A 14911-nucleotide genomic window follows, 5' to 3' on the forward strand; every position below is an offset into this window, starting at 1 on the left:
AAACTCTCCAATAAAGTTAGTTTGTCTAGCATCTAAAAATAAAAATTGACGTTTCACGTTGTTTGTTTCGTTTAGTTTTCAAAGTTCAACATCGCGTTTCAGCGACTTTTACAATTTAACATTTTGCGTTGAATCTGTCAACAACTTTTTTCTTTCGTTCCTGACGACGCTTATTAATTTACCATATTAATCATTTGCTAGTCAACACTTTTTAAAAAAATGCCAAAATAATTTTTATCTTGGCATGATATAAAGCTTAATAACCACTAATGCAGCAGCACCAGGTATACCTAATAAGCTTGTAATTGTTGCGGTACCCAAGTTAATTGGAATATGAAAATCGAAATATGTTCCTACAATATTTACGATAAAAAGTAATGCTACTCCCAAAGTAATATGAAAAAGCGCTTTTCCGATAAAACGTAATGGCTTAGAAGAAACACCAAAAACAAGGAAAATAAAAACTAACGTAAGAATACCAACAATAATAATTGTAGAATTCATTTTTTCCTCCTTATGAATGACCTATACACACTTATTTGTATGGGACAAGACGATAAAAAAGAACATGTATCATATAACTCCAGTCGTTTTATCTTATTCACCTTGATTCAGTAACACTTCTTCATAAAAACCATTAATTGTTTTCTCCAAACAAAGTAACTACTAAATGTTTAATGAATAAAATAAAAAAGGTTCTGCTTTTTCAGCAGAACCTTTTACCATTGTTCCATTTTTACAGGACGACGTTTTGCTTCTTTTAACAAGAAGAAATATTTCGCCTCTGCTATTTTTAAAGAACAAAGTACATCTTGAGATGGTTCAACGCTTTGTTCCACCATCCTCTTCTGACGTAACCACTCATTCTTTACCTTTTCTAATAGTACAATTAGCTTATCATCATACTCTTTACGCAATTTACCCTTTTTTTGAAAGAACATTTTTGTTTCTCCTCTTATACTTCTCTACGACCTTCTAACGCTTTCGACAGTGTTACTTCATCTGCATATTCTAAATCTCCACCAACTGGCAGACCATGTGCAATACGAGTTACTTTAATACCTGTCGGCTTTAAGAGGCGGGATATATACATCGCTGTAGCTTCCCCTTCAATATTAGGGTTTGTTGCTAATATTACTTCTTGTACCGTTTCATCATGCAGTCGCTTTAAGAGTTGCGGGATATTAATGTCTTCTGGTCCAATTCCCTCCATCGGAGAAATCGCACCACGTAATACATGATATACTCCTTGATACTCTTTCATTTTTTCCATTGCGATTACATCTTTCGGTTCCTGCACAACACAAACAACCGATTGATCTCGATGTGAATCATTACAAATATAACAAGGGTCACGGTCAGTAATATGCCCGCATACAGAACAATACGCTAAATCTCGCTTCGCATTCACAAGTGCTTTTGCAAAACCTAACACATCATCTTCTTTCATATCTAATACGAAAAATGCCAAGCGAACCGCTGTTTTCGGTCCGATTCCTGGCAACTTCATAAAACTATCAATTAATTTCGATATCGGTTCTGGATAATGCATATATCAGTATCCTCCTAGAACATTCCACCCGGTAAGTTCAAGCCTTTTGTAAATTTACCCATTGTAGAATTTGAAAGTTCATCAGCTTTTTTAAGTGCATCATTTGTTGCAGCTAACACTAAGTCTTGTAACATTTCGATATCCTCTGGATCTACAACTTCTTCTTTCACTTTCACTTCAAGAATTTGCTTATGACCATTTGCAATAACTGTGATCATACCGCCACCGGCTGTACCTTCAACTGTTTTTTCACCAAGTTCTTCTTGCGCTTTTGCCATATCTTTTTGCATCTTTTGCATTTGTTTCATCATGTTATTCATATTTCCCATTCCGCCACGCATCATAATTAATTCCTCCTCATTATTATCACTCTTTTATTTCAATAAGTTCTTGCCCTACTAATTTTACTGCCTCTTCTATAAGAGGATCCTCTTTTTTCTCTGGGCTTTCTTCAGAAGCTTCGCCTTCACGCTGTAAAAAATCTTCACGGATTTTACCCCATTCACTTTTTGGAATAGCAATCATATTTAATCTTTTACTTAGCAATTCAAACAAGGCCTGTTCCACTGTATCCATAGCTTCTCGGTTTTCGCTCGCCATTTTACAGTGAATCTCATATTGAAACGCTAAAACGTAAGTATCATCCGAAGCCGCTACCGGTTCGCTATTTTCTAATAAAACAGCAAACGCCACTTTGTTGTATGCTTTGAGCCTTCCTAACAACTCACCCCACACAGCTTTTAATTGTTCTAAATCTTGACGCTTCGCTTGCTTCAATACTTCATTTACGCGTCCGACAGGAATCTTCATACTCCCTGTCCGCACTGGCTTTGGTGCTGTACGCGTCTCTCTGACTTCCTGCTGGACACCAGCCGGCACACCATTCTTTTTAACTTGTTCTAACTCTTTCTCCAATTGCTGCATCCTATTCATAATTGCTTGTAAACGATCTGCACCGTTTGCTTGCATCATAAACTGTTGACACAGCTGTACCATAACAACTTCTAAGAAAATTCGCGGATGATTTGTCCACTTCATTTCCTGTTGTCCCTTACTAAGAGTATGAATGATTTCATAGATTACTTCCGGTTGCATTTCTTCACTTAACATCCGGAATTGCTCATCTACCATTACCCGTTCCAACATATGTTCCAGTTGTGGTGAAGTTTGATATAAAAGCATATCGCGATAATAGTAAATGAAATCCTCCATAAATCGAACTGGATCTTTCCCTTTAGCCATCATCTCATCTATGATACGTAATGCTCTTGATACATCATTTTCACGTATACATTCTACTAAGTTACCTAAATATTGCTGAGAAACAGAACCTGTTACAGCTAATACATCTTCTGTCGTAACTGTTTCATCACTATAAGATATTGCCTGATCAATAAGACTAAGCGCATCACGCATACCACCTTCAGCGGCACGGGCAACAATTTGTAACGCCTCATCTTCTACTTGCGTACCTTCATTTGTCACAACCGTCGATAATCTCTCAACAATATCATTTACTGATATCTTTCGAAATTCGAAACGTTGGCAACGCGAAATGATCGTAGGCGGTATCTTATGCGGTTCTGTTGTCGCCAAAATAAAGATGACATGTCCTGGCGGTTCTTCTAACGTTTTTAAAAGCGCATTGAAGGCACCCATAGAAAGCATGTGGACCTCATCAATAATGTATACTTTATATTCTACAGCACTTGGAGCATATTTTACTTTATCTCTGATATCTCGAATTTCATCTACACCGTTATTTGAAGCCGCATCAATTTCTAATACATCTGAAATGGATCCTTGTGTAATCCCCAAACAAGAAGGACATTCATTACAAGGTTCAGCTACCGGAGCATGTTCACAGTTGATTGCTTTTGCAAATACTTTTGCAATTGTCGTTTTTCCTGTTCCCCTCGGCCCAGAAAATAAATAAGCATGTGAAACTTTCTCTTGAAGAAGGGCATTTTGCAACGTTTTTGTCACGTGCTTTTGACCAACTACATCTTCAAATTTTTGCGGTCTCCATGTTCGGTATAACGCTTGGTATGACACGAAAATACGGCCTCCCTCAAAGGTTATTATCTCATTTATTATAACCCATTCTGTTTATAGATTCCAAAAGTTATTTTCTATACAAAAAACCCACCTTAATATTAAGGTGAGTTTTGTATACATATATAACTGCCGTGCACCTTCTGTCGATTACGTACCATAAGCGTTACTCAAGCAGTTAGCTCGGTTCAGGCACTCCTGCGGCACACGAGAAGACCCGCTTATTGCTGCTTCCTTCCGGACCTGACAAGGTTCACGGGGTCCCGTTGCGCAGGACCCAAACGTCAACACCACTTACTTAAGGCAGACCTTACAGCAGCATAACCTCGAGAAGGGATTCGGCCTCGCTAGAGCGGATTGCGAGTATAGGGCACCGCTACCTCCCCGCTTAGCACGGCAAAGTTAAAACCAATATTCGGTTGCCTTCATTAAAAGGCATTATCAGTATAACTTGTTTTTTTATAAAATGCAAATACGTTAATTCTCGTTACTTTTCTCTAATTTTTTTATCGCTTTTCTTTTTTTACGAAGCTCTCTAAAAAAGTTTGTTAACAAAGTACCACATTCTTCTTCTAATACACCAGCCACTACCTCGCATTGATGATTAAAGCGTTCATCCGTTAAAAGATTCATCAACGTCCCTGCACATCCACCTTTCGGATCACTTGCACCATATACAACTCGCTTCACTCGTGATAAAACAATTCCACCCGCACACATCGGACAAGGCTCTAATGTTACATATAACGTCGCATCTTCTAAACGCCATGTCCCTAATTTTTTGCACGCCTCATCAATAGCCAACAACTCAGCGTGAGCTATTGATCTTTGTTCAGTTTCTCTTAAATTATGAGCAACACTAATTACTTCACCATCTAACACTATAACTGCGCCAATCGGTACTTCTTGTATTGCCTCTGCTTTTTTAGCCTCTTCTATTGCTAACTGCATAAAATAAATATCTTGATCGTGTTCCATACCATAGTCCTTTCATTACAAATAAAGTACCTTATTTCCATTTACTACACATGGGATAACTTTTACAAATTCAATCCACCCTAATAAAAAAGAGAGGAGATTACATATGAAGAATACTGCCTTACTCATTATCGATATGATTAATGATTTTCAATTTTCACACGGGCCCACCCTAGCCAAAAAATGCGAAATGATAATAAACCCCATTTTACAATTAAAGAAAACAATGAACTCCTTTGGCTATCCCATAATTTATGTTAATGACCATTATCAACTTTGGAGATCTGATATTGACCAACTAATTACTCATTGTACAAATGAGTATAGTGAAAATATCATTCATAAGATTGCTCCAAATTCTGATGATTACATTTTTATTAAACCACATTACTCTGCTTTTTATGAAACACCTTTAAATTCTTTATTAGGCTATTTAAAAATAGAAAATCTAATATTAACAGGAGTCGCCGGGAATATATGTATCCTCTTTACAGCTAACGACGCTCATATGAGAAATTATACACTGCATGTACCACAGGACTGTATTGCCTCTAATCATGATCAGGATAATCTGCATGCTTTAAAAATAATGGAAGCCACATTAAAAGCAAATATAGTACCGTCATCTCAAATAAAAATTAATTAATACATATATCTATTTTCTAACTTTTTATATCAAATTAACCCGCTCGCTTCCCTCTTGTGCTACAATAATTCTGTTTTGTGTTTTTAGTAGTCACGGTAAATCACTGATTGAAAGGAGGAAACAGCGTGACCGGAGTACCATTTATCACGGTTGAAGGACCAATTGGTGTTGGAAAAACCTCACTTGCGAAGGCAATTTCAACTCACATGCAACTCCACTTACTAAAAGAGATTGTTGATGAAAATCCTTTTTTAGGAAAATTCTATGAAGACATCGACGAATGGAGTTTTCAAACAGAGATGTTCTTTCTTTGTAATAGATACAAACAGTTGGAAGATATTAACATAAAGTATTTGAATCAAAGGAAGCCAGTAGTAGCGGATTATCATATATTTAAAAATTTAATTTTCGCATCCCGTACATTAAAGAATTCTCAATACGACAAGTACATGCAAATCTATCGTATCCTTACACAAGATATGCCTGTACCAAACGTTATCGTTTATTTAACAGCTAGCTTGGAAACATTACAAACACGAATTGCGATGCGCGGAAGAGAATTCGAAAAAAATATGGATCCAAATTACTTACTACAGCTCACAAAAGATTACGAAACGGCAATGGCTACTTTTAAAAAGGATCATCCAGATATCCCAGTATTAAAATTTAACGGAGACGATATGGATTTTGTAAAAAATCCTGATGATTTAAACGTCATCCTATCCGCCCTTCAAAATACTCTCTTAAAGGAGTCGAAATAACAATGAATTTAAGGCAAAAATATGATATACCAAATGACGCAGTAATTACTATTGCTGGAACTGTAGGTGTCGGAAAATCAACTATGACAACTGCATTAGCTAACGCTTTAGGTTATCGTACATCATTTGAAAAGGTAGATTCGAACCCTTATTTGGACAAGTTCTATGCTGATTTCACACGCTGGAGCTTCCACTTGCAAGTGTACTTTTTAGCAGAACGATTTAAAGAACAAAAAAGAATTTTTGAATACGGTGGCGGCTTTGTTCAAGATCGCTCTATCTATGAAGACACTGGAATTTTTGCAAAGATGCATCATGAAAAAGGTACAATGACGGAAACTGATTATGAAACATACAAAGGTTTATTTGAAGCTATGGTCATGACTCCTTACTTCCCTCATCCAGATTTATTAATTTACTTAGAAGGTTCTTTCGATGATATTGTTGATCGCATCCAAGAACGCGGACGTCCGATGGAACAACAAACACCAATTGAGTATTGGAAAGAGATGCATGGCCGTTACGAAAACTGGATTAATAACTTTAATGCATGTCCTGTTTTACGATTAAACATTAATGAATACGATATTTTAAAAGATGGCGATTCCATTGAACCAATCATTAAAAAAATTGGTCATTTTTTAAAACAAACACGTAAACTTGTAAAATAAAAAACCCGTGCATATGCACGGGTTTTTCTATTAAATTACTTCTTCTTTGTTGGAGCAATAATTTCACTCTCAGGTTTTCCAGCGTTAATACGCTGACGAACAGTACTTGTACTAATATCGTATGTTTCAGCAATCTCTTTAACAGTCATTTCTTTCCCGTTAATCACTGCTGTTAATACTTTACCTGTACGTTTTGGAGCTGCTTCTTTCTTTACAGCTGCTTTTTCAACTTTTTTTGGCGCCTCTACTTTTGTCGCAGTTTGCTTTACATCACAAGTGCAACCACAAAGTTTACGGAATGTATCATCGCTTATAATGCGTGACACATTTGCACCACTGTTTAAAATTCTATTGTTCTTACAGACAGGACATTGTACATAATATAAAGTTTTTCCATCTAAAGGAAACGTTTGTATAATAAGATCCATGTTGACTCCTTTCATATCTATGAAGATAATCATCGGAATATGAGTGTGTAATAAGGACAAAATCGCCTTACACCATACTTTATGATTGGTTTTAAAATAAAAACTCGTTACGTGTTGGTAACGAGTTCTCCAATCTCCACTTATATGCGCTGTTGTCAATTATATCTGGAGGAGGTAGAGGGATTCGAACCCCCGCGCGACTCTCGCCGCCTGTCGGTTTTCAAGACCGATCCCTTCAGCCAGACTTGGGTATACCTCCATATTGACATCAAATATAATATCAAAAGAAAAACAGTTAGTCAACCCTACTAAAATAAATTATGAGGAAAGGAAAATTTTACTTTTCCTCTCCTACATTATAGTACTGACAACGCTCATAATTACCAATCACTCATACCGATGAATGTTTATAAATTTACTTAATAACTGTTTTTCCTCCCATATAAGGGCGAAGAACTTCTGGAATTATAATTGTACCATCTTCTTGTTGGTAGTTCTCTAAAATAGCTGCCACCGTACGTCCAATTGCAAGACCAGATCCATTTAATGTATGAACATGTTCTGGTTTACCGTTTGGCTCACGACGGAAACGGATATTTGCACGTCTCGCTTGGAAAGCCTCAAAATTACTACAAGAAGAAATTTCACGATATGTGCCATAGCTTGGAATCCATACTTCGATATCGTATTTCTTCGCTGCTGTAAATCCTAAATCGCCTGTGCACATGCTCATAACGCGATATGGCAACTCTAATAATTGTAACACGCGTTCTGCATCATTTGTTAGTTTTTCTAACTCTTCATAAGAATCTTCTGGTTTTACGAACTTTACAAGCTCTACTTTATTGAACTGATGCTGACGAATTAAGCCACGTGTATCACGGCCAGCTGAACCTGCTTCAGAACGGAAACAAGAGCTAAATGCAGCATATCGTATAGGCAATTGCTCTTTATTTAAGATTTCATCACGGTGCATATTCGTTACAGGTACTTCAGCTGTTGGAATTAAGAAGTAATCTTCACTTTCAATACGGAATGCATCTTCTTCAAACTTCGGAAGCTGTCCTGTTCCTGTCATGCTTGCACGGTTTACCATATATGGAGGCAATACTTCTTCATATCCATGATCATCAGTATGAAGATCAAGCATAAAGCTAATTAAAGCACGCTCTAATCTCGCGCCAGCACCTTTATAGAATACAAAGCGGCTTCCCGTTACTTTCCCAGCACGCTCAAAATCTAAAATCCCTAAATCTGTAGCAAGATCCCAATGTGGTTTTGGTTCATAAGCAAATTCTTTCACTTCTCCCCAAGTACGTGCTACTACATTATCATCTTCTGTTTCACCAACTGGAGCAGATTCATGAGGTATATTTGGAATAGATAACATTAATCTTTCTAAATCTTCTTCAACTGTACGAAGTTCATTATCAAGATCTTTTACTTTTTCTCCAACTTCACGCATTTCTAGAATTAGAGCTTCTGCATCCTTCTTTTCACGCTTCAATACAGAGATTTGTTGAGATACTTCGTTACGTTTACTTTTTAGTTCCTCTGTTTGAACAAGTAGTTCTCTTCTTCTCGTATCCAGCTCTTCAAAGCGACCAAAATCAGTTAAATCTTCGCCTCTATGCTGTAACTTTTCTTTTACTTCTTCAAAATTTGTACGTAAAAATTTAATATCAAGCATTATATACTCCTCCTTTTATTTTATAAAACACAAAAAACTCCCGTCCCTATATAAAGGGACGGGAGTTAACCCGCGTTGCCACCCTAGTTGAAAGCATTACCGCTTTCCTCTCAAGTAGAAATAACGGCTCTTCACCGGGAATGTTTACTAATCATAAAGATATTCCACATTCCATTCCAGGATGGATTCACAAACTGTTTCTATCGATTTCCACCAACCATCGACTCTCTATAAGAAACGGCATTTGTTACTACTTCCTATCAACACGCTTATTTTATAAAATTGTTACCATCAATTTACTATAATCTTATACAAGTTGCAAGTTACTTAGACAACTTTTTTCATTTTCGCTTCTTTTACCATTTCTACAAAGTATGCTGTGACACGATGATCATCCGTTAATTCCGGATGGAATGAAGCAGCTAAAAACTGATTTTGTTTTACTGCTACCATTCGGTCACCATGTGTAGAAAGTACTTCAACATCATCAGCTACATTTACAACATACGGAGCACGGATAAATACACCCATAAATTCTTCTCCTACACCTTTAATTGAAAGTGCGACTTCAAAGCTATCTTTTTGGCGTCCGAACGCATTGCGTTCTACTGTAATATCCATAGCACCAATATGTGCTTCTTCATAGCCAATAAGTGTTTTTGCAAGAAGAATCATACCTGCACATGTACCAAACATTGGTTTACCAGACTTCGCGAATGTACGAAGTGGTTCCATGAAAGCATACTTATCAATAAGACGGCGCATTGTTGTACTTTCACCGCCTGGTAAAATAAGACCATCAATCTCTTCAAGTTGCTCTATACGCTTTACAACAACAGCTTCTGCACCACTTGCTTCAACTGATTTTATATGCTCACGAACTGCACCTTGAAGACCTAGCACACCGATTTTCACCATTTTAAAGTTCTCCTTCAATTACCATCCACGCTCTTGCATGCGTTGTTCTGGTAATAACGTTGAAATTTCGATACCTTTCATTGCATTACCTAATCCTTTAGAAAGGCTTGCAATTAGTTCGTAATCCTCATAATGAGTCGTCGCTTCAACGATTGCGCGTGCAAATTTCTCTGGATTTTCTGATTTGAAGATACCAGATCCAACAAATACACCATCCGCACCAAGTTGCATCATTAACGCCGCATCTGCTGGTGTTGCTACACCACCTGCTGCGAAGTTTACAACTGGCAAACGACCAAGGCGTTTAATTTCAAGTAGTACTTCATAAGGAGCACCAGTATTTTTTGCATATGTCATTAACTCATCTTCACGTAGACTTGCAACTTGACGGATTTCTGCATTGACTTGGCGCATATGACGCACTGCCTCTACAATGTTTCCTGTTCCTGGTTCACCTTTTGTACGAAGCATAGATGCACCTTCTGCAATACGACGTGCAGCTTCTCCGATATCACGGCAACCACATACAAACGGAACTGTGTAATCACGTTTATTTAAATGGTATACTTCATCGGCAGGAGTTAATACTTCACTCTCGTCGATATAGTCTACCCCTAATGATTCTAATACACGCGCTTCTACAAGGTGACCGATACGGCATTTTGCCATAACCGGAATTGACACCGCACCCATAACTTCCTCAACGATTGTTGGGTCTGCCATACGAGAAACGCCACCTGCTGCACGAATATCTGCTGGTACACGCTCTAGTGCCATAACGGCAACTGCGCCTGCCTCTTCTGCAATTTTTGCTTGTTCAGCGTTAATTACGTCCATAATAACGCCGCCTTTTTGCATTTCTGCCATTCCACGTTTTACACGTTCTGTCCCTGTTACATTTGTCATGTTACAAAAACCCCCCTAGGTGAATTGCTTTTCCCCGTTAAAGGCGAAAATTAAGAATACTCTTACATTCTACCACTAACTATCAGATGCTTGTCTACTACTTTTTCATAAAGTCGGTATGAAAAATAGGAATAAGAAAAAGCCCCTACAATGAGGAGCTTTTAAAACCAACCTTTTACTGTATCAACAGCACTATTCCATATACTACCAAAGAAAGAACCTATTCCGCGCATAGAGCGAGTAAACCAATTCGCTTCCTCTACTGCAGACGTTGTTACAAGATCTATTTGTAATGACTTACCAGATAAAAATCCAGGGTCATTCGCATCTTTTGGTGTGATTACCATTTGGCCAAGTGCAGCTCCCTTTTTAATAGGTGCTTCTTGTCCCTTGTTTGCTTCTTTTAATTCTGTTTTATAAACATCTTTACTTCCTTTTGGCACTGGAAGTGAAACAGCTTGTTTTGTTTGAACTGCTACATCTTTATCTTTAGCATTTTCTACTCGTACTGTTTCTTGTCCTTTTACTGAAGAATCTTTTTTATACATTTGCTTCATTTCAAAGTTAGCAAATCCATAATCATATAGCTTCTTTGTTTCATCAAAACGTGCTGTATGAGAACTCGTTTTAATAACTACAGAAATAAAACGCATACCGTTTCTTTCAACCGTACCAGTGAAGCAATCCCCTGCTTCTGGAGTCGAGCCTGTTTTCAGGCCATCTACGCCATCATATTGTTTCACTAAGCCCTTTAACATCCAGTTCCAGTTCGACATTGCAAATTTCTCTTTTTCTGGACGGAATTCTTTTTTCGGGATTTTTGCTGTATCTAACACTTTTGGATAATCTTTAATTAAATGTTGTGCTAAAATTGCAACATCCTTTGCAGACATTTTATTTTCTTCATCCGCTGTTGTTCCTTCAGGATGCATTCCCTTTAAATCTTTATTCGTTAAACCTGTAGAATTGACAAATTTATAATTTTTCAACCCTAGTTCTTTCGCCTTATCATTCATCATTTTCACGAAGTCTACTTCTTTACCTGCAATTGCTTCTGCTAATGCAATTGTTGCACCATTTGCAGAAAAGATTGCCATTGCTTCATATAACTCTTTTACTGTATAAGTGCCACCATTTTCTAATGCAACATTTGATAAAGAAGCATCTTGTGACACTTTATAAGCATATTCAGAAACCTTAACTTTTTGATCCCACTTAAGTTTTCCTTTATCCACTGCTTCATGAACTAAATATTCACTCATCATCTTTGTCATACTAGCAATTGATAATAACTCATCTGCATTCTTTTGATATAAAATTTTCCCAGAATTCGCTTCAACTAAAATTGCCGCACCTGCTTCAATGTTTAAAGCAGCTCCTGTTTCTGCTGATGCATTGCTATATGGTAACAACATACTACAAGCTAGTGTAAGCATTGTTACTAACGCAATGAATCTTTTGCAAAACATACCTTTCACTTTTGCTACCCCCAATATCTATGTACTCACATAACCGTTATTCTAACATAATCAAAAAAAAATAGACAGAGATATCAAATCTCCGTCTATTTGTATATAAGACATTATAATGAGTAGTTTGGAGCCTCTTTTGTAATTTGTACGTGATGAGGATGGCTTTCACGTAAACCAGCACCTGACATACGAATGAATTGTGCATTCTCACGTAAGAATTCTAAATTCTGTGCTCCGCAATATCCCATACCGGCACGTAACCCACCAACTAATTGATGAACTGTATCTGCTAAAGGTCCTTTATATGGTACTCGACCTTCAATACCTTCTGGAACAAGTTTTTTATTTCCTTCTTGGAAGTAACGGTCTTTACTTCCTTTTTCCATCGCTCCGACAGAACCCATACCACGATATACTTTAAATTGACGACCTTGGTAAATCTCAGTTTCTCCAGGGCTTTCAGCAACACCAGCAAACATACTACCTAGCATAACAACGTGTGCTCCTGCTGCTAAAGCTTTTACCATGTCACCAGAGTACTTAACACCACCATCAGCAATAACTGGGATGCCGTGTTTACGAGCTTCTGTTGCACAATCGTAAACTGCTGTTAATTGTGGTACACCAACACCAGCTACAACGCGTGTTGTACAGATAGAGCCTGGTCCGATACCAACTTTAACTACATTTGCACCCGCTTCAATTAATGCCTTCGTCGCTTCAGCAGTAGCAACATTTCCAGCGATAATATTTAGTGATGGATATTTTGCACGAACTTCTTTTACTTTATCAATAACACCTTGAGAATGTCCATGAGCTGTATCAAGTACGATTGCATCTACGCTAGCTTTTACTAATGCGTCGATACGAATCATAGCATCAGCCGTTACACCAACCGCTGCCCCAACTAATAAGCGTCCTTGCTTATCTTTTGCAGAATTTGGGAATTCAATTACTTTTTCAATATCTTTTATTGTAATAAGCCCTTGTAATACACCGTTGTTATCAACAAGAGGGAGTTTTTCAATTTTATACTTTTGTAGGATCTTTTCAGCTTCTTCGAGCGTTGTACCAACTGGAGCTGTAATTAGCTTTTCTTTTGTCATTACGTCGGAAATTTTGATTGAGTAGTCTTGGATAAAACGCATATCACGGTTTGTAATAATACCAACTAATTTTCGCTCGTCTAAATTATTTACAACCGGTACACCTGAGATACGGTATTTTCCCATAAGATGCTCTGCATCATACACTTGATGTTCTGGAGTTAAAAAGAACGGATCTGAGATAACGCCACTTTCAGAACGTTTTACTTTATCAACTTGCTCGGCTTGTTGTTCAATAGACATGTTTTTATGAATAATTCCCAAACCGCCTTGACGAGCCATTGCAATAGCCATATCAGCTTCTGTTACTGTATCCATTCCAGCACTAATTAACGGGATATTTAACTGTAAGCTTTCAGATAAAACTGTTTTAACACTTACTTCTCTTGGTAATACATCTGACTTTGCTGGTACAAGTAATACGTCATCAAAAGTCAAACCTTCTTTAACAAATTTAGATTCCCACATAATTGTTCCCCCCATGATACCAGAAATTATTATTAGTAGCTTATCAATTGGTTAAAATACTGTCAAGGACGTATATATATGTTAGAATTTTTAGATAATAAAAGGAGCGTAATATATGCATCAAACACATTGTACTTGGCAGCAATTAAGTTTCTTCTTTTCATCTCAAAATGTACAACGTTATCTTGCCCGTTGCTATGAAAAATCCTCCATACAAGATGCTGAAAAAAAAAGTTTCGAAAATTGTTATCCCTTTATTTATTACTTAGAACATGGGAAAAACTATTATGAATTATATAAGGTAGCCCCCTTTTCGATTCAGCCAATGTTATTGTTTTATGGAATGAGCCAACTTTTTAAAGCCTGCTTACTAACTATTGATCCTAACTATCCAGAATCCACTACTGTTTTAGCTCATGGTGTTACGACTCGTAAACGAAAAAAACAAGGGTATCAATTTTTAGAAGATGAGGTGAAGGTGCAAAAAAATGGATTATTTACTCATATTGCAGAACAGCTGTTTCACATGAAACACTTAGAAGCAGAGAAGTTTAACATGCTAGATTTAATGGGAAATATTCCTGAATTACAAAATTTATTTCGTTATAGTCAAAGAGGGGCCACTTTATATAAAATCGATTCAACAAATACAAATGAACTTTCCTTTTCGGTCAACATACTAGATCGACTCCATATGACTACAGAAAGATTTTCACGTTACATTGAATCAACTTGTAAGCATTTATCCGTACAACATGTTCCCGGGAAAACGAGCGGATCAAATTTGCTTTTTACAGCTCCTATCCAATCGTGGAATCCTATATATAGTACGCCCTTATACTATGAATATCTTGCTGATGCTTATTACTTACCAATTACAACTGACCCGAGAAATCCTAAACCAGTATTACCTGAACTTCTTGTTCATTATTTATTGCTCTACAATTTAAGTATGATTTCTAGATACGAAACAGATTGGTGGTATGATTTACTTGGGAGCTATGGTTCTGAAGATTACCCATTTATTTATCAATTTCTTACTATTTCTGCTCAAAAAATCCCTTACTATATTTCATCCTTTTTACTAACAGAACCGAACCTATTTCATGGGAAATAAAAAAACACAAGTCAAAAGACTTGTGTTTTTAATTGCTTGGCGACGTCCTACTCTCACAGGGACAAGGTCCCAACTACCATCGGCGCTAGAGAGCTTAACTTCCGTGTTCGGTATGGGAACGGGTGTGACCTCTCTGCCATCAT

At 37.1% G+C, this 14911-nt stretch carries 16 protein-coding genes, 1 tRNA gene, 1 rRNA gene, 1 other RNA gene and 1 other annotated feature; of the genes, 4 read left to right on the top strand and 15 right to left on the bottom strand.

The features are described from left to right. Nucleotides 1–234: 234 nt before the first annotated feature. The 7 genes from ACTFOB_RS26120 to tadA all read right to left on the bottom strand — a co-directional run bounded on the left by ACTFOB_RS26120 (nucleotide 235) and on the right by tadA (nucleotide 4585). Nucleotides 235–504, bottom strand: coding sequence for a pro-sigmaK processing inhibitor BofA family protein (locus ACTFOB_RS26120; protein WP_440030095.1), 270 nt, complete (start codon nucleotides 502–504; stop codon nucleotides 235–237). A 215-nt stretch (nucleotides 505–719) separates the two neighbouring features. Continuing rightward, nucleotides 720–941: a YaaL family protein gene (locus ACTFOB_RS26125; RefSeq protein WP_000466020.1), complete on the bottom strand. Its 222-nt coding sequence runs from the start codon at nucleotides 939–941 to the stop codon at nucleotides 720–722. A gap of 14 nt (nucleotides 942–955) precedes the next feature. Next, nucleotides 956–1552 carry a recombination protein RecR gene (recR, locus tag ACTFOB_RS26130; RefSeq protein WP_000559169.1) on the bottom strand — a complete coding sequence of 199 codons (597 nt, stop codon included), beginning with the start codon at nucleotides 1550–1552 and terminating at the stop codon, nucleotides 956–958. Between the two features lie 14 nt (nucleotides 1553–1566). Continuing rightward, entirely contained in the window at nucleotides 1567–1893 is a 327-nt protein-coding gene (locus tag ACTFOB_RS26135) for a YbaB/EbfC family nucleoid-associated protein (protein ID WP_170930109.1), read from the bottom strand. 25 nt (nucleotides 1894–1918) lie between these two features. Further along, nucleotides 1919–3607, bottom strand: a complete 1689-nt coding sequence (dnaX, locus tag ACTFOB_RS26140; RefSeq protein WP_440030097.1) for a DNA polymerase III subunit gamma/tau — start codon at nucleotides 3605–3607, stop codon at nucleotides 1919–1921. Between the two features lie 132 nt (nucleotides 3608–3739). Next, an RNA gene (gene ffs / locus ACTFOB_RS26145) (signal recognition particle sRNA large type) lies at nucleotides 3740–4004 on the bottom strand. Between the two features lie 80 nt (nucleotides 4005–4084). Continuing rightward, nucleotides 4085–4585: a tRNA adenosine(34) deaminase TadA gene (gene tadA / locus ACTFOB_RS26150; protein ID WP_002108901.1), complete on the bottom strand. Its 501-nt coding sequence runs from the start codon at nucleotides 4583–4585 to the stop codon at nucleotides 4085–4087. A 106-nt stretch (nucleotides 4586–4691) separates the two neighbouring features. Here tadA and ACTFOB_RS26155 point away from each other — a divergent pair, with 106 nt between their 5' ends. The 3 genes from ACTFOB_RS26155 (at nucleotide 4692) to ACTFOB_RS26165 (ending at nucleotide 6663) form a co-directional block, all read left to right on the top strand. After that, on the top strand, nucleotides 4692–5231 hold the full coding sequence (locus tag ACTFOB_RS26155; protein ID WP_440030098.1) for an isochorismatase family cysteine hydrolase: 540 nt from the start codon (nucleotides 4692–4694) through the stop codon (nucleotides 5229–5231). A 125-nt stretch (nucleotides 5232–5356) separates the two neighbouring features. Beyond that, the gene (locus tag ACTFOB_RS26160) at nucleotides 5357–5992 is read left to right on the top strand and encodes a deoxynucleoside kinase (protein WP_440030100.1); all 636 of its coding nucleotides are present in this window, start codon (nucleotides 5357–5359) and stop codon (nucleotides 5990–5992) included. A 2-nt stretch (nucleotides 5993–5994) separates the two neighbouring features. Next, nucleotides 5995–6663, top strand: coding sequence for a deoxynucleoside kinase (locus ACTFOB_RS26165; RefSeq protein WP_440030102.1), 669 nt, complete (start codon nucleotides 5995–5997; stop codon nucleotides 6661–6663). A 35-nt stretch (nucleotides 6664–6698) separates the two neighbouring features. Here ACTFOB_RS26165 and ACTFOB_RS26170 read toward each other — a convergent pair whose 3' ends face one another. From ACTFOB_RS26170 to guaB, 7 genes are all read right to left on the bottom strand, one after another. Beyond that, a complete protein-coding gene (locus tag ACTFOB_RS26170) occupies nucleotides 6699–7091 on the bottom strand; it encodes a DUF3797 domain-containing protein (RefSeq protein WP_000364198.1) in 393 nt (130 codons plus the stop codon). Between the two features lie 166 nt (nucleotides 7092–7257). Further along, nucleotides 7258–7350: transfer RNA gene (locus ACTFOB_RS26175), tRNA-Ser, on the bottom strand. A 156-nt stretch (nucleotides 7351–7506) separates the two neighbouring features. After that, nucleotides 7507–8781: a serine--tRNA ligase gene (gene serS / locus ACTFOB_RS26180; protein ID WP_440030104.1), complete on the bottom strand. Its 1275-nt coding sequence runs from the start codon at nucleotides 8779–8781 to the stop codon at nucleotides 7507–7509. A gap of 51 nt (nucleotides 8782–8832) precedes the next feature. Continuing rightward, nucleotides 8833–9054, bottom strand: a binding site (T-box leader). 54 nt (nucleotides 9055–9108) lie between these two features. Next, the gene (gene pdxT, locus ACTFOB_RS26185; RefSeq protein ID WP_440030106.1) at nucleotides 9109–9699 is read right to left on the bottom strand and encodes a pyridoxal 5'-phosphate synthase glutaminase subunit PdxT; all 591 of its coding nucleotides are present in this window, start codon (nucleotides 9697–9699) and stop codon (nucleotides 9109–9111) included. An 18-nt stretch (nucleotides 9700–9717) separates the two neighbouring features. Continuing rightward, nucleotides 9718–10605 (bottom strand): pyridoxal 5'-phosphate synthase lyase subunit PdxS, encoded by an 888-nt coding sequence (gene pdxS, locus ACTFOB_RS26190; RefSeq protein WP_000186157.1) that lies wholly within the window; start codon nucleotides 10603–10605, stop codon nucleotides 9718–9720. A 161-nt stretch (nucleotides 10606–10766) separates the two neighbouring features. Then, entirely contained in the window at nucleotides 10767–12074 is a 1308-nt protein-coding gene (gene dacA / locus ACTFOB_RS26195) for a D-alanyl-D-alanine carboxypeptidase DacA (RefSeq protein WP_440030109.1), read from the bottom strand. Between the two features lie 113 nt (nucleotides 12075–12187). Further along, on the bottom strand, nucleotides 12188–13651 hold the full coding sequence (gene guaB, locus ACTFOB_RS26200; protein ID WP_076542839.1) for an IMP dehydrogenase: 1464 nt from the start codon (nucleotides 13649–13651) through the stop codon (nucleotides 12188–12190). A gap of 115 nt (nucleotides 13652–13766) precedes the next feature. Here guaB and ACTFOB_RS26205 point away from each other — a divergent pair, with 115 nt between their 5' ends. After that, nucleotides 13767–14768, top strand: coding sequence for a YaaC family protein (locus ACTFOB_RS26205; RefSeq protein ID WP_151631978.1), 1002 nt, complete (start codon nucleotides 13767–13769; stop codon nucleotides 14766–14768). Between the two features lie 34 nt (nucleotides 14769–14802). Here the strand turns inward: ACTFOB_RS26205 and rrf are convergent. Beyond that, a 5S ribosomal RNA gene (gene rrf, locus ACTFOB_RS26210) occupies nucleotides 14803–14911 on the bottom strand; the annotation flags it as partial.

It is taken from the genome of Bacillus cereus group sp. MYBK79-1 (assembly GCF_051915365.1).
In the GTDB taxonomy this organism is placed as follows: domain Bacteria; phylum Bacillota; class Bacilli; order Bacillales; family Bacillaceae_G; genus Bacillus_A.

Bases quoted from the DNA above. Each gene is read 5' to 3' on its own strand.
- ACTFOB_RS26120 (WP_440030095.1), bottom strand. From the start codon at position 504: ATGAATTCTACAATTATTATTGTTGGTATTCTTACGTTAGTTTTTATT.
- ACTFOB_RS26125 (WP_000466020.1), bottom strand. From the start codon at position 941: ATGTTCTTTCAAAAAAAGGGTAAATTGCGTAAAGAGTATGATGATAAG.
- recR (WP_000559169.1), bottom strand. From the start codon at position 1,552: ATGCATTATCCAGAACCGATATCGAAATTAATTGATAGTTTTATGAAG.
- ACTFOB_RS26135 (WP_170930109.1), bottom strand. From the start codon at position 1,893: ATGCGTGGCGGAATGGGAAATATGAATAACATGATGAAACAAATGCAA.
- tadA (WP_002108901.1), bottom strand. From the start codon at position 4,585: ATGGAACACGATCAAGATATTTATTTTATGCAGTTAGCAATAGAAGAG.
- ACTFOB_RS26155 (WP_440030098.1), top strand. From the start codon at position 4,692: ATGAAGAATACTGCCTTACTCATTATCGATATGATTAATGATTTTCAA.
- ACTFOB_RS26165 (WP_440030102.1), top strand. From the start codon at position 5,995: ATGAATTTAAGGCAAAAATATGATATACCAAATGACGCAGTAATTACT.
- ACTFOB_RS26170 (WP_000364198.1), bottom strand. From the start codon at position 7,091: ATGGATCTTATTATACAAACGTTTCCTTTAGATGGAAAAACTTTATAT.
- serS (WP_440030104.1), bottom strand. From the start codon at position 8,781: ATGCTTGATATTAAATTTTTACGTACAAATTTTGAAGAAGTAAAAGAA.
- pdxT (WP_440030106.1), bottom strand. From the start codon at position 9,699: ATGGTGAAAATCGGTGTGCTAGGTCTTCAAGGTGCAGTTCGTGAGCAT.
- pdxS (WP_000186157.1), bottom strand. From the start codon at position 10,605: ATGACAAATGTAACAGGGACAGAACGTGTAAAACGTGGAATGGCAGAA.
- dacA (WP_440030109.1), bottom strand. From the start codon at position 12,074: ATGTTTTGCAAAAGATTCATTGCGTTAGTAACAATGCTTACACTAGCT.
- guaB (WP_076542839.1), bottom strand. From the start codon at position 13,651: ATGTGGGAATCTAAATTTGTTAAAGAAGGTTTGACTTTTGATGACGTA.
- ACTFOB_RS26205 (WP_151631978.1), top strand. From the start codon at position 13,767: ATGCATCAAACACATTGTACTTGGCAGCAATTAAGTTTCTTCTTTTCA.